The organism is Mesorhizobium sp. M0306, from assembly GCF_040321655.1.
Taxonomy (GTDB): domain Bacteria; phylum Pseudomonadota; class Alphaproteobacteria; order Rhizobiales; family Rhizobiaceae; genus Mesorhizobium.
The window spans coordinates 19,703-33,832 of the sequence record NZ_JAMYRY010000012.1 but is presented as its reverse complement, the minus strand read 5'-3'; the positions used below and the strand labels follow the sequence as shown (position 1 = coordinate 33,832).

At 59.4% G+C, this 14,130-nt stretch carries 12 protein-coding genes; all 12 read right to left on the bottom strand.

Annotated features, from left to right (window positions below):
- Window positions 1-5 precede the first annotated feature (5 nt).
- Window positions 6-353 (bottom strand): response regulator, encoded by a 348-nt coding sequence (locus NKI95_RS18080; RefSeq protein ID WP_352718598.1) that lies wholly within the window; start codon window positions 351-353, stop codon window positions 6-8.
- Window positions 354-367: 14 nt separating this feature from the next.
- Window positions 368-3,022, bottom strand: coding sequence for a GAF domain-containing protein (locus tag NKI95_RS18075; protein WP_352718595.1), 2,655 nt, complete (start codon window positions 3,020-3,022; stop codon window positions 368-370).
- Entirely contained in the window at window positions 2,988-3,548 is a 561-nt protein-coding gene (locus NKI95_RS18070) for an SCO family protein (protein ID WP_352718593.1), read from the bottom strand. Before NKI95_RS18070 ends, NKI95_RS18075 begins: the two co-directional genes overlap by 35 nt.
- A 20-nt stretch (window positions 3,549-3,568) precedes the next feature.
- Complete coding sequence (locus NKI95_RS18065; RefSeq protein WP_352718592.1) at window positions 3,569-4,579, bottom strand: ABC transporter substrate-binding protein; 1,011 nt, start codon at window positions 4,577-4,579, stop codon at window positions 3,569-3,571.
- A gap of 32 nt (window positions 4,580-4,611) precedes the next feature.
- Window positions 4,612-5,619: an ABC transporter substrate-binding protein gene (locus tag NKI95_RS18060; protein ID WP_352718589.1), complete on the bottom strand. Its 1,008-nt coding sequence runs from the start codon at window positions 5,617-5,619 to the stop codon at window positions 4,612-4,614.
- 45 nt (window positions 5,620-5,664) lie between these two features.
- Complete coding sequence (locus NKI95_RS18055) at window positions 5,665-6,672, bottom strand: ABC transporter substrate-binding protein (RefSeq protein ID WP_352718588.1); 1,008 nt, start codon at window positions 6,670-6,672, stop codon at window positions 5,665-5,667.
- A gap of 29 nt (window positions 6,673-6,701) precedes the next feature.
- The gene (locus NKI95_RS18050; protein WP_352718585.1) at window positions 6,702-7,715 is read right to left on the bottom strand and encodes an ABC transporter substrate-binding protein; all 1,014 of its coding nucleotides are present in this window, start codon (window positions 7,713-7,715) and stop codon (window positions 6,702-6,704) included.
- A 596-nt stretch (window positions 7,716-8,311) separates the two neighbouring features.
- On the bottom strand, window positions 8,312-9,514 hold the full coding sequence (locus tag NKI95_RS18045) for a PAN domain-containing protein (RefSeq protein WP_352718583.1): 1,203 nt from the start codon (window positions 9,512-9,514) through the stop codon (window positions 8,312-8,314).
- Window positions 9,498-11,084 carry a hypothetical protein gene (locus NKI95_RS18040; protein WP_352718581.1) on the bottom strand — a complete coding sequence of 529 codons (1,587 nt, stop codon included), beginning with the start codon at window positions 11,082-11,084 and terminating at the stop codon, window positions 9,498-9,500. The genes NKI95_RS18045 and NKI95_RS18040 overlap by 17 nt, the downstream gene beginning before the upstream one ends.
- 266 nt (window positions 11,085-11,350) lie before the next feature.
- Entirely contained in the window at window positions 11,351-12,049 is a 699-nt protein-coding gene (locus NKI95_RS18035; RefSeq protein ID WP_352718578.1) for a thermonuclease family protein, read from the bottom strand.
- Between the two features lie 123 nt (window positions 12,050-12,172).
- On the bottom strand, window positions 12,173-12,445 hold the full coding sequence (locus tag NKI95_RS18030; protein ID WP_023803258.1) for a hypothetical protein: 273 nt from the start codon (window positions 12,443-12,445) through the stop codon (window positions 12,173-12,175).
- A gap of 1,332 nt (window positions 12,446-13,777) precedes the next feature.
- Window positions 13,778-14,017, bottom strand: a complete 240-nt coding sequence (locus NKI95_RS18025; RefSeq protein ID WP_352718575.1) for a hypothetical protein — start codon at window positions 14,015-14,017, stop codon at window positions 13,778-13,780.
- Window positions 14,018-14,130: the final 113 nt, after the last annotated feature.

Below are 14,130 nucleotides of genomic sequence, written 5' to 3'. Positions count from 1 at the left end.
TCCCCTCAGGAAAGGAACTGACGAATCTCGGCGAGCAGCTGGCGCGGACTGAATGGCTTGGCAATGTAGCCATCGCACCCTGCAGCAAGGGTCTTCGCCTCGTCGCCCGACAGTGCATAGGACGTGACGGCGATGATCGGGATGTGCCGCAGCGCCGGATCGGCCTTTATACGGCGGGCCGCTTCATACCCGTCGATTACCGGCAGCTGAATGTCCATGAGGATCAGGTCTGGCTTCTCGGCCGCGGCAGCGGCGACGCCGGCGGCGCCGTCCGCCGCCTCGATCAGCTCGTATTCGGTGGTGGCAATGAGATCGCGGATGATCTGGCGGTTGTCCTCGGTGTCTTCCACCATCAGGATTCGTTTGCTCATGCCGCCCTCGCGTCCTCATTCACCCGGATTGGTATCTTCAGCCGGAATGTCGATCCTGACCCGAGCACGGACTCGACGTCTATGGTCCCACCATGCATTTCGACGATGCGCTTCGAGATCGCCAGGCCAAGACCTGTGCCACCCTTCTGCCTGGTGCTGCTGTTGTCGACCTGCTGGAATTCTTCGAAGATGAGAGCCTGGTCCTTGGACGCGATGCCGGGACCGGTGTCTCGGACGGTGATCTCGAAGTGCCCGTCGACCGCATCGGCAAGAATGTCGACCGCACCCGTTTCGGTGAACTTGACGGCATTGCCTACAAGATTGAGCAGGACCTGCGTCAAACGGCGCTCGTCCCCGCGGCCGAATGGAAGGTTCTCGGCAACAGTCGTTGAAAGCTCAAGACCCTTCGCTCGTGCCAGCGGTTCGACAGCCGTAACGGTCGATCGAACAATCTGCGCGATGGAGTAGTCCTCGATCGCCAGCGTGAGCTGGCCGGCTTCGATCTTGGAAAGGTCGAGTACGTCATTGATGAGCCCGAGGAGGTGACGGCCGTTCGCCTGCACGCGCGCGACGGTCGTCTTTGCCTTGTCCGGGAGTTCGCCGTAGATGCCGTCGACCAGCAGTTCTGTGAAGCCCAAGACCGAATTGAGCGGTGTCCTGAGCTCGTGGCTCATATTCGCGAGGAACTGGGACTTGTGGCGGCTAGCTGCCTCCAGCTCCCGGCCTTTCTCCTCGATCTCGCTGAACAGCTTGGCATTCTGGATCGCGAGCACCGATTGGGCAGCGAAGGTCTCCAGCAGGTGGACAACCTGTTCATGGAAGGCACCTGGCTTGTGGCGCCTGACGACCAGTGCACCGACGATCTTGTTGGGCCTCAGCAGCGGAACGATCAGGATACCGCGATATCCGGCGTCGACGATCGTCTTTCTTACAAGGAAGGATGAGGTCTCCTCGCTGAGGTCGGGAAACTGCACCGGCATGCAGCGCCCGGGCGCGTCGCCGATCCCCATGTCGGCCAGCCCGATCGTCTGGTGCGAGACTGCGGCGATAAGCTCATCGCTCATACCGAAGTTTGCGCGCGGACGGAATTGCTGCCGCGTGCTGCTGAACACGTAGATGGTGCCAGCATCCGTCTCCGACAACTGGACCGCCTTGGCGACGATCGTTTTCAGCACGGTGTCGAGATCCAGCGTCGAATTGACCGCCTTGCTCACCTCACCAAGCGCCTCGAGCTCACCAACAGACGCGGCAAGCTCGCGCGTCCGTGACTGCACCGCCTCGAAGAGCCGCGCATTCTCGATGGCGATCACGGCCTGGTCGGCGAATGTCTCGACGAGCGCGATCTCCTTGGGATTGAAAGGTTGCGGCTCAACCCTCGTCATGACGAATACGCCAACGAGATCACCTTCCCGCAACAGCGGGGCAGCGAGGACGGTGCGGAATCCGCCTGCCTCAGCGATCAAGACAACGCGGTAGTCCGGATCAGCGGTCACGTCTTCGATTTGCACGATCCGCCGTTCTTCGATTACGCGCCCTACGGCGGAGCCTCGGCCTGCGGCAAGCTCTGGAAGTGGATTGGCGTCGACATAAGCACGGAAGCTGGGCGGGTAGCCATGCGTCGACACATAGCGGAATACGCCATCAAGCAACTGCACGATACCACCCTTGTCGGCACGGCAGAGCCTGACAGCCGATTCCACCAACGTATCGAGCACGACCTGCAGATCGAAGGTAGAGCGGCTGATGACCTTCAGAACGTCTGCAGTGGCTGTCTGCTGCTGAAGGGCTTCGTCGAGCTGCTGGGTGCGCGTCTCAATCTCCTGATACAGGCGCCCCAGCTGGTCGGAGGTCCGGTTGACGTTAGCGGCGAGCACTCCAAGTTCGTCGCGATTGGCGACGGCAACCTGTTGGGCGAAGTCGCCGGCCGCTATCTGGCTGAGACGCGTCTCGATCTTCTTGACCGGTTCGATCAACGACCAGGAGATGATGTAGCCGAGCCCCAACGCCAGCAGGATGCTGCCCACAGCGAAAGCAACCACGACCAGTCGAGAGGTGCCGTACGCCCCCTCGCTCGCTTCGATGGCCGCCACCATGTCGGCTTCGGCCATGTTGACCAGCTGGTTTGTCAGCCGCTCGAGGCGATCAGCCGACGGTATGATTTCATCAAGCTGAACCTTGCGCGCCTCCTCAGTACGGCCGGCGCGGACGAGTTCTGCCACGTGCGTCACGCCGGCCGTCAGCCGTTCGTACTCTTGCCTGACCTGGCCAAGCACTTCCACCTCGGCTTTGGCGACGAACTCCATGCGGTCGAGGTCGTAGCCGAACTGATTGAGCTGGCGCAGCGCCGCATCCAGCATCCGGTCGTCCTGAAGCAACAGGGCGGTGGAGATGCCGTAGAGCTGGCTGGTCGTATCGTGCTGTACCTGGCGGTAGGCCGCGATCCTGCGCTGCAGCTTGATCAGCTCGTTGGTCTGATCGTTGACCCCACTCAGCACCTGCAACCCGACGGCCCCGAGCACGATCAGCAGGCCGACGATCGACAGGAACGCGATCAAGAGCTTGGTCTGGACGCGCGCCGGCAGCCGGGCAACCCAGCCAACGAGCCGGTTCGTTATGCTATTTGGATTCGTCCAAGAGGCTGACAAGGTCATCCCGGAACTCCTCCAAGTCGAACCGGACGCCAAGATACTGTACTCGCAAGATGCCATTGGGGTCTACGAGCGACGTCAACAAGGTATGGTCGACATCTCCGTTCGCCGCCTTCTTCGCGATGACCCCGTATTTCCGTCCCACCTCATGGACGACCGCCGGATCGCCGGTAAGAAACGACCAGCCCTTCAGATCGGCGCCAAAATTCTGCGCATATGCCTTCAAAACATCGGGCGTATCGCGCTCCGGGTCGACGGTGATCGAAACGAAGACAATCTTCGATCCGAACGTCGAGCCCAGCTTCTCCTGCACGCTGGCCATATGAGCGGTCAGCATCGGGCAGACGTCGGTACAGTACGTATAGATGAATGCAACGGCGACCACCTTGCCACGAAAGTCGTGCAGCGACACAGGTTCGCCATCCTGCGATACCAGGCTGAAGTCGGGCGCCGGTCCAATCGTCGGCAGGCGCTCGTCGTGCGGCGCGTCATGCGCATGTGCCGGCCCGGCCATCAGCGCCAGCAGCAAGATCCGCGCCGGCCACTCGCTCACGTTTTCATCTCGCGCTTGATCTCGTTGAAGAGACGCCAATCCGTGCCGTTGGCGATAATCTTGTTAGGGCCGGCCTCGATGAAGCCGACTTCGTTCATCCGCAGCGCGTAGAAGCGCATTGTGTCTTCGGGATCGAACTCCCGCCACACGTCGTAGCGCGCTTCGCGCAAGCCCTCCAATGCATAGTCGTATTGATCGGTGAACTTGCCCTCGACCGATAGTTGCGCAGCCAGTTGCGGATCCGACACGCAGATGTCGGCGCCCTTGAGGATCGCTCGCAGCACGCGTTTGGTCGCCACGGGGTGTCTGTCGACATAGTCCGCGCGGCCGGCAAGCATGCAGCAGTAGTGTTGCGACCATGGCCGGTCGACGGTCGTATTAAGGATTGTGTGGCCGACGTTCCGGGCGCGCTGCTCCTGCGGCTCGGGTGGCACCGCCAGAAAGGCATCGACCTTTCCTTCGTTAAATAGTTGCATCGAGCTGACGTCCGGGTTCGCGACCCACTTGAGATCGGTGGCGGGATCGAGACCGACATAGGCGGCCATGAGGGTTACGAGCATGTGCGGAGCTGAGGTCAGCGCGAACACGCCCACCCTCTTGCCCTTGAGGTCGGAGATGCTGTTAATGCTTTCGTTGACGATCAGTTCGAGGCAGCCGGAGTGCAGGCCGGTGACCACCTTTATCGGCATGCCGGCCTCGATCGCCATGATGTGCGGTGGCGGAAAGTCGGTGGCGAAATCCAGTTCGCCGTTTGCGAGCATCGCGAACGGATCGGAGTCGGCGGCCAAGTCTATGTAGCGTACATCGGTGAACCCTTCGGCCCGCAATAACTCCCCGGCGATATTCTTGGGTGCTTCGCAAAGGGCGCGGAACGTCCTTGGCAAACGCACTGTCGTGGTCTCTGGCGCCGGCTCGGCATGAGCCGATTTCGGCACGTTGACGAGACCCGCGGCGCCGACCGCCGACAGGCCCATCATGAAGTGGCGGCGGCTCTGGACAATCTCCATGTCACGTCTCCTCTCCCTCGGCACGAGCAGACTCAGCCTTTCATCTCGCGCTTGACCTCGTTGAAAAAGCGCCAATCCGTGCCGTTAGCGATGATCTCGTTTGGGCTCGACTTGACAATCCCGGCTTCATGCAGCCGCAGCGAGAAGAACCTCATCGTGTCCTCGGGATCGAAGTCGCGCCAATTAGAGTATGGGAGCTCGCGGAGCGCCTGCAAAGCGTAGTCGTATTGTTCGGTGTGTCCGCGATCCACCAGAAGGCGTGCCACCCGTTCCGGTTCAGCCGCGCAGATGTCGGCCGATTTGATGATCGCCCGGATGACCCGCTTGGTGGCGGCTGGATTTTTCTCGGCATACGCGGCGTTGACCGCCAGCATGCAGCAGTAATATTGCGACCACGGTCGGTCCTTGGAACTGTCGAGGATGACGTGGCCGACTTTGCGGGTGCGGAGGTCTTGAGCCTCAGGCGGAAAAGCCAGGAAGGCGTCGACCTTGCGATCGGCGAAGAGCTCCGCCGGCTTTGCCTCGCCGACGATCCATTCGATGTCGCGTTGCGGATCGAGGCCGACATAGGTCGCCATGGCGCTGACGAAGATATGTGGATCCGACGATAGATTGCCGCCGACGCCGACCTTGCGGCCCTTGAGATCCGCGATGCTCTTGATGTCCTCGCGTCCGAACAACTCGTAGCAGCCGACATGCACTCCGGAGATCACCTTGATCGGTGCGCCAGTGTCGACCGGAATGATTAGGGCCGTGGCAAAGTCAATGCCGAAGTCGATGTCCCCGCGCGCCAGCATCTCGGTCTGGGCGATACCGGCCTCGGCGGCCACGAAGCCGAAATCTGAGAACCCCTCTGCGCGGATCAGATCCTCGGCGACGTACTGCGGAGCGATGCAGATACCAGGCGCCGCCGCAAAGCGGGCGGTCGTGGTTTCAGGTGCCGCTTCGGCGGCGGCCGCGTTGCGGCCCTTTGCAAGACCCGCGGCTGCGAGCGCGGACAGGCCTGTAAGGAAACGGCGACGGTTCTGGACAATCTGCACGAGTCTCTCCTTCCCTTGAAAAGGCAACGCGTATCGGCGATAGGTCTACGTCTTCAGCTCTCGCTTTAGCTCGTTGAGGAAGCGCCAGTCTGTTCCGTTGGCGATGATCCTGTCGGGTGTGGACCCGATCAAACCGATTTCCTTCAGCCGCAGCGCATAGAAGCGGACGGTGTCAGTTGAATCGTAGTCCCGCCATTTCCGGTAGGGCAACTCGCTGATCGCTGCGAACGCGTCATCGTAGCGGCTGGCGAATCCGCCCGCGACCATGCGCTCGGCAACCAAGGCCGGCGCGGCGGTGCATAGATCCGCGGCCTTGAGGATGGCGCGCAGCACCCGCTTGGTAGCAACCGGATGCGCGGCCACAAAATCGCTGTTGCCGGACAGCATGCAGCAAAAATATTGCGACCAAGGTCGGTCCACTGTGCTGTTGACGATCACGTGCCCGACCTTGCTGCGCCGCAATTCCTGCGGGTCCGGCGGAAAGCCCAGGAATGCATCGATTTCGCCCCGCGCGAACAGCTCCTTGGGCTTGACCGCCGGGTCCACCACCCAGTTGATGTCGCGCGCCGGATCGAGCCCGACATAGGCGGCGATACTGGCGAGGAACAGATGCGGCCCCGAACCGAGCCCCTGGACGCCGACGTTCCGGCCTTTCAGATCGACGACGCTGTCGATCCCGTGCTTGGCAAACAGCTCGAAGCAACCGGGATGGACGCCGCCGAGCAGAGTGAGCCGCGCACCGGAGTCCAAGGCGACGATCGAATTTGTCACGAAGTTGAGGCTAAAGTCGATCTCGCCATTCGCCACCGCGGAGGCCGTGGCCGCACCGGGGCCTGCCGCGACATAGGCAACCTCGGTGAAGCCCTCAGCGCGCAGCAGGTCCTCTACAACATACTGTGGCGCCACGCAGATGCTAGGGATCTTGGCCAAGCGAATGCGTGTGGTCTCCGGCTCTGGCTCGGCAAGAACTCGAGTTGGAGCGCCGACGAGGCTTGCGGTGCCGGCAGCCGTCAGGCCGGCCAGGAAGCGCCTGCGGCTCTGGATAATTTGCATGTCTACGTCTCCCCTCGAAACAGGTGGGATCAGGTTTTCAGCTCCCGCTTCAACTCGTCGAGGAAGCGCCAGTCCGTTCCGTTGGCGATAATTTGTTGCGGGCTCGACTTGATCATGCCCGTCTCCTGCATGCGCAGTGCGTAGAACCGCAAGGAGTCTTCGGGATCGAATTCCCGCCAGCGGTCGTACCGAATGTCCTTCAGAGTTTGGAGCGCGTAGTCATAGCTGGTCTCGAAATCGCGATCGACCATCTGCTGGGCCACACTTTCGGGATCCGACACGCAGAGGTCGGCGGCCTTGAGGATGGATCGCAAGACCCGCTTGGTCGCCACCGGGTATCTTGTCACATAGTCCGTCGTGGCCGAAATCATGCAGCAGAAATACTGCGACCACGGGCGGTCGACGGCATTGTTGAGGATCGTGTGGCCGATCTTCTTGGCGCGCAGCTCCTGCGGCTGGGGCGGCGTCCCGAGGAATGCGTCGATCTTCCCTTCGACGAAGAGTTCCGTCGGCTTGACGTCGTTAGTCAAGACCCATTGGATATCGTTCACTGGATCGAGTCCGACATAGGCGGACATGAGGGACAGCCACACGTGCCGCGAGTTGTTGAAACCGTTCACGCCCACTCTCTTGCCCCGCAGATCCGTGACGCTGCGAATGCTCTCCTTGGCGATCAGTTCGAGGCATCCCGAGTGCAACCCGGTCAGCACCTTGATCGGCACGCCGGCGGCGATCGACGCGACCTGGTTCGGCGCAAAGTTCACGGAGAAATCGGTCTCACCGCGTGCGATCCATTCCGATTGGTTGACGCTTCTGTCGCCTTCTATGTAGCGGACATCGGTAAGACCCTCGGCGCGCATCAGTTCTCCGGCGATGTACGCACCTGCCCAACAGTAGGAACTACCGACCCACAGCGGCAGACGAACCGTGGTCGTTTCCAACGGCGGTTCCGCGTGGAGTGACCCTGGAACACCGACGATACCGGCAGCGCCTGCCATTGCAGCGCCGGCTAGGAACCGGCGGCGGGTTTGGATGATCTGCATCAGAACGCTCCTCTTCCGATTGGCAAAAGCAATACTGGCCGGAACCGAGGAAAAGAGGTTTCAGCAGAGGCAGATGGTCTGGTGAGCGCGACGAGTAGTTGTGGAACCTAGCGCGCCTAGTCCGATGCGAGAGTCTTGCGCTCTCAGTCGCCGGCTCATTTATTAGCAACAGACGATATGCCACGATACGCCCAATTTGCGTAGGTAGCGAGCGCAAAACTTGCTACGCCGAACGTCCCGCCAGCGCCTCGCTGTCGGGAGACTGTTTACGGGGTTGCGAATGGCCAGTTCAAGTTTGCTGCGGCCGGACCCACCCGCTGAACGTCCGCTATCGTTCTTCGGACGCCAAAAGCCGCCATTCCGCTGTCGGCCCCCTTTTGACATTCAGTCAGACGGTGCCCGCAATGCGCCGACGACAATTCTTTCTCTGAGATGCCTCAGTTGGCCCCACTTTGCGTTCTGTTAGAGCTTCGTCGAAGAACATTCGAACATTCCTACCGCTAACCCAAAGGTTATCGTGGAATTTTGCTAGCCACTTTCTTTGATAAGTGGCTTGGCTTCAATCGCTCCTTGAGGATAGATGCTTTGCTTCAACTTTAGTTGGCGACGCTCTTGATGCCAGATGCGACCGCTGCGTTATCAGCGGATTGGGTTATGCTGTTAAAAAGGACACACGCACTTTCTTTTTTGCGGAAATTGAACCCTAAGCAGGATTTGTCGTTTGCACATTGCAGTATGCAGTCGGGATATCGGAGCGGAGAGGTCCAATAGGCATTGCCAGAAATTTCCGTTTTTGTGGCGAACACCAAATTCGAGTAGCGCAAATTGCTCTCGACCACTTTCTTTGCGGCCATGATCGACTCTTCGCTTTTGACCAGTAGCGATGCGTCCCCTTTCATGAAACAAGCTCGAAATTTTGTGTTATAAGTAATCGCTAGACACCTGAAGTCGGTATCGCAGGCGGTTTGACACTGCTCAGAACTCACGTTCCTAATTGGCATATCCGGCAGGTCGTTTCCGATCGCGTCCCACCCGGACACGACAACAAATCCACTATCTGGATCGACCTCTGTCGCAGGAGTTTCTGCGGGGACAGTTGCGGCCTGCTCTCGTGACGGGTCAGGAATGATGTCTGAAGACGCAAATGTGCGACCATCCAGCCACGCGCATCTTGTTGCAAGATCGACGGCGGATGAATCATTAAGGCCGACCAACTGAAGCGTCTGAGCAGCAGCGCCAGGCCCGGCTGGTGGCGCTGTCGGGGCAGAACGAGCTGCCAATGATACATTTACGTCTACGCCGTTCACACTCCGCCGAGAGTAACACCACGCTCGGTCCCAGTTTTCGTCGTTCTCATCCTTGAAGTGGTGACCTGTGATTAACTCCCAAGTGGTGCCTTGGAACTCGACGTTCTTGGTGGCGAACTTGTTGAAGTCGACGGTCACCACGTCAGGCTTGGTACGGGCGTCAGCCTGGGGCGCCTGCTCCTGAGTTGGCTTTGGAGTTGGAACAGGAATAGGCGGCTCGTCTTTTGAAGAGGTGAGATCGCTTGGCTGCTCTATGGTCGGCAAAGCCGCCGGCTCCGGCAAGGTTTTGTCCCATAGACCAAGATTGATGCCTAGCCCAATCCCGACCGCCGCCACTGCAATGGCTCCGCCAGTCGCCATTCGGCGAAAGGCGGTCGCTCGGGCTGTCTTCTCTTGGGCCGCGGCTTGAGCCTGCAAGGTTGGAATCGCTGACCTTTTGACGGCGAGATCGACGGCTTGCTCAAGCAGGGTGGTGTTATGCCGGACGAGCACTTTTGCGACCCTTCATTGATACCGTCACGAGGTCTGAAACCTCAGGCGGCAAATCCTGGTCGAGGGCCTTGCGAAGGACTTCGGGATCATCGGTGAAGAGCGGAACATAGAGGATCTCTTTGACCACCTTTTCCACAGGCACCTCAACCCGCTTCTCAACCTCTTTCTCGACCATAACTTCAACTGGTACCTTAATCGTTCGAATTCGGCGCCAACGCCAACTCAGAAGCATTCTGCGGAGCAGCCTGGAAGTCTTGCTCTCTGAATTGTCCTCTTCTCGGGCGGCAATGCGCTGGAGCGCTAGAGCGACCATTGCCGTAATTGGTCCCGCGAGCGCGGCGATGAGCGCGAGCGAGCCGAACCAAATCACAGAGATTATTCCGGCCTGTGCCTCAGTCACCAGTTCAGGTTTGCTGCCGTACCAGCGGGAGGCAATACGGCGGACCTGATCTGTTCGCGCCATTGGGATCCGCTCCTTGGCCAAGGCGCTGAGGGCTTTGGCAATCTGGTCCTGTCTGACCTGGTTTTGCGCCGAGGTGTTTGCCTTGTTGGCTTCTGCCGCCTGGGCATCTGCGAGCCGTTTGCCCGCTTCATCCAATCGACGCTGCCAAGCCGCGGCATCACTATCGCGCGTTTGCTCCAGAGACGAACGCCTATCGACAAGCTTCTGCCTCTGGTCAGTAGTCATAGGAGGGCTATTTGCCCGCAAACTATCGAAATTTTCGCGCAGCGCAGCAATCTCTTGATCGAGCGGCTCAATCCGAGTGTCCAACTTGGTGATAATTTTCGTGCGGGGGTTGGCAAGTTTAGCCACTTCCGATTCTAGCCTGCGTGCCGAGTCGCTGTCGCCTGAATCGCGCGCCATCTTGATACGTTCAACAAAGCTGTCGCGTTGGCGCTCAAACTGATCGACAGCGTCTTTAACTTCGCGATCACGCTGTTGAATCAGCGCCGATCGAACCGCGTTTTTCTCATCCACTTGATCGCGAACACGCGAGGCCTCTGGAGTAAGGGCTGTCGTTCCCTCCAATTCCGCATTGGCCTCGGCAATTTGCGACTGAAAGGTCGCACGCGATTTTTCCGCAAGAGAGGTCAGCTGCTCAATTTCGGAACGGGCTTGATCGACCTGATCGGCTCTTCGACCAAGTTCGTCAGCAGAGGCGAGCTTTGTCGCTTCCTGCTCAAGGGCATCAATCTTGTTTACGAGCTCCTCATAACGCAGCTGACGCAATGCGCCTGCCCTCTCCATCCCCATAAAGACAGTTTCGAAAGTGATGCCTGCAAGAATCAGGAGGAAGACCAAGATTATGGGCTTCCAGAGCCAAGACGCGCTGAAAAGCAGTGTAGCTATCGGAATCTTGGTGAGCTCCGCGATTGCCACCATGAGAAAGGGTGCACTGGCGAGCGTCAAGTCCATTGCAGTGACAGACTCGCTTGCAGAAAACGCTTGTACGCCTAATGCTACACCTGTCGTAAGACCAATCGCTGCGGCCGCAATCTCTAGGGCCCAGGCACCACGGTAGGTCCACTGGCCATAGCTTGCCAGCTTTTGACTCATCACAGTCTGCATTTTACTCGCCCCCCCGACAGGGCAACATCACGCCTTGATCGCCTGTCAGCATACACTGAAAAATAACTATGTTAACGATTTTGAAAGTCTTAGTTAAGGCGTCTTCTCTCTATTGTCGCAACAACTTTTTCTGCCCTTCAGATATAGAATACCTCGTCAAAAAATGGGGCTAGCAGACCGCGCCGCCCATGCATGGTCTTCGTTGGATCGGTGTAAGCGGAAAGCCGAACAGGCCGTAGCGCGCTTACTCCGTTACATTTCAGCTACTAGCAGAGTGTTTCGCAGGGGATCCCATCCTTGTCGCGATCGAGTTTTCCGCCCCATGAGCAGTTTTGCAGGTACCAGTTGGCGTCGTCGCAGGAACCGATCTGCTTGCACGTTCTCCGCGGCTCGCAAGAATAGCCGCTCTGCGCGACCAGCTTACGGCTGATGATGCCCAGCGGGCGACTCGACGGCGCCGCGCCGTCGGCGTGCGCAGCGCGCCATTCCCAGGGTGCCTGAAACGTCCCGGCCCACAGGCCGATCTTTGAGGCTTGGGCTTGCGCCTGCTGCCCCGCATAAGCGCCCTGGCTGTAGTGAGGCCAATCCAGCGCCTGGCCGTGCTCGACCATCCAGGCGGCCACGCCCGCGCCGTCGGCGCGCCGACAATCGCCGACAAAGCGGTGGTAGCGGTCCCACGTCACGAATGTGCATTCGAGCGGCCTCGACGCGGCTAGGAAAGTGTCCAGCGCTTCGGCCGATCGCCGGCCGCAAGGATACTCGGCGCCATTCGCATCGCGGCACAGCTGCCGGCTCTCTGGCGCGTCGATGCCGTTGAAGCGGACGCGCTGGCCGTGGATTTCGATCGTATCGCCGTCAATGACGGAAGCGACACCGGTAAGCGAAGCGGGCGCCACCCTTCGTGGGCTGGCCTTTGATGCATCGTTGCTACGTTGCGCGCTCGACGGCGCCAGGAAGGCGGCCACTGCCGCCGCTGCCGTAAGACCGAGCATTGCCGGCACGCTCGCAAGTTGGCGCCGCCACAGCTTGGCACCGGTGGGTCTCTGCCACCGATTGGATCGATATTTGCGGTATGGCCTGCTCATCCGCTACGCCGACCAGCCCGGCCATGCGCTGTCAACCATGGGCAGGCCGGCGCAATAGTAGTCGTCAACGAACCGCCCGGTGGACCGGTCGCGGCAGCGCCAGATAACGCTGTAGTTCTGGCCATAGAATTGGTCCCACGCGACGCCATAGGTTTGTGGTGGCGGTGGCCGGTAATATGTTCCGCCTCCATAGCCGTTGTTGGCAGCGACACCCACAGCTGCGCCGCCGACAGCCGCGACCGCTATGCCCGTCGCGACAGCATTGTCGGTTTGCACAAGCCTGGTGCACTTCTCTGCTGTTGCGCCCCTGCGCACTAGAAGGGACGCTACCCGACTACGATACTGTTCGTCCGTGTTGCTGGCGAGAACGTGACATAGCGCAACGGTATTCATTGCCGTGAGATCGCTGTCCGACACGACAGTGCTCGTAGAGCAGCCGCTGACGCACAGGGCTGCACTTGCGATGAGTGCTCCAATTTTCATGTGAATTCCCCCAAACAAATATTGGGGCGAGTCCGACCTGGAAGTCCAGAGTTTTGTTTTTCACTTTGCTACGATTCACAGCATGCTGCGGCTAGCTGGCATCCACTGCAACCAACCCTTCCGCCGGTCGTTGACTGATGCTGGGTTGAACTCAGCTACTCCAGAACTTGCCCGCAGGCTCAAAACCGGCGGGCTTTTTTCCGCGACGCCGGAAAGCTCTATCTCGCCGCATGTTGTGGTCTCCCCGTCAGGCGAGGCAGGTAGGAACTTACCTCTGTTGCCCAGCGCACAAACATATCCGCCGGCTGAGACGGATCAGGCTCCGCAATACGGGGAGAGATCCGGAAACGACTTGAGCTGGCTACAGAGGGAGCGGCTACGGACCGCTCTATCAAGCAGTTCAACGCCGCTCGCTATTCGATCCAGTAGCGCTGAACCGAGCCCTCCGTGTTGTAACCACCTTCAATAGTAGATAGCAAAGGGACAGGGTGCAGGGTTCGCATAGGCGGGGATAGGTTAAGGTGCCGACAGTTTCACAATTCTTTCAGCCGCCTCTTTACTGGCAGCAGTTTGAAGATCTCGCGCTCGGCATGTTGAGTGAGGCCTATAGCATTCCCGATGCGCAGCAGTACGGCCGCCCGGACAGGCGCAGAATGGCGTCGATGTGTTTGGTCGGTCGAAGAGGTACGGCTGGATTGGCGTTCAGTGCAAGCGCCTCTCTGACTTGGATAAAGATGGGATTCCTTACCCCGGCGGGCCCATTACTCGGAAATTTCTCCGCTCCGCTGCGAAGGAGGCACTTGCGTTCCAACCGAGTCTGTCAATCTGGATCCTCGTCACCACCGCGCGGCGGGACACGGGAGTGCAAGGCTGGGTCAACCAGCTCAATGACGAATGGGCGAATGCGAACCTCGATCGTCGGGCCATTGTCTGGTCATGGGACGAGTGCATCGCGTATTTAAACAGCTTTCCCGAATTGCAACGCTGGTACTACAACGATGTGATCCAGGTTCGCGGCACAGCTGACCTCGATGAGTTGATCCTTCGCACGATAGCTTGGCCTTCTCAAGGCCGGCGTTCGAGGTGCCATTGCATTGCGAGAGCCCTGCAGAGTTTCTTCAGGCTCTATCTGACACGCAACGCGCCGTCCGCACCGGTGAACTTCTTGATCGCGAGAGCCGCCACGTAATTCGCAAATCCGTCGGGGGTTGGCGAGACCTCGACGACAAGGACGCTCGAGAGGGTCTTAGCTTCATCGACAAAAGGCTCCGGCAGTTGCGGAGCAAGCTCGAGCAAGGGCGCAAAGACAAGAAAATCAGAGAAGTCCACGGGTTTTTGGACTTCACGGATTCTGTGCTTGCTCATGATCTCGAAAAGCTACCCAAAGAGTGCATCGAAGCGCTGAACGACATACTCAGCCGCTGGAATCTGCCGGTCGTCTAGGCAAGCCGTTTCCAAGGGAACACTAAGCAGAAACT

Bases quoted from the DNA above. Each gene is read 5' to 3' on its own strand.
- NKI95_RS18080 (WP_352718598.1), bottom strand. From the start codon at position 353: ATGGTGGAAGACACCGAGGACAACCGCCAGATCATCCGCGATCTCATT.
- NKI95_RS18075 (WP_352718595.1), bottom strand. From the start codon at position 3,022: ATGACCTTGTCAGCCTCTTGGACGAATCCAAATAGCATAACGAACCGG.
- NKI95_RS18065 (WP_352718592.1), bottom strand. From the start codon at position 4,579: ATGGAGATTGTCCAGAGCCGCCGCCACTTCATGATGGGCCTGTCGGCG.
- NKI95_RS18055 (WP_352718588.1), bottom strand. From the start codon at position 6,672: ATGCAAATTATCCAGAGCCGCAGGCGCTTCCTGGCCGGCCTGACGGCT.
- NKI95_RS18050 (WP_352718585.1), bottom strand. From the start codon at position 7,715: ATGCAGATCATCCAAACCCGCCGCCGGTTCCTAGCCGGCGCTGCAATG.
- NKI95_RS18040 (WP_352718581.1), bottom strand. From the start codon at position 11,084: ATGCAGACTGTGATGAGTCAAAAGCTGGCAAGCTATGGCCAGTGGACC.
- NKI95_RS18025 (WP_352718575.1), bottom strand. From the start codon at position 14,017: ATGAGCAAGCACAGAATCCGTGAAGTCCAAAAACCCGTGGACTTCTCT.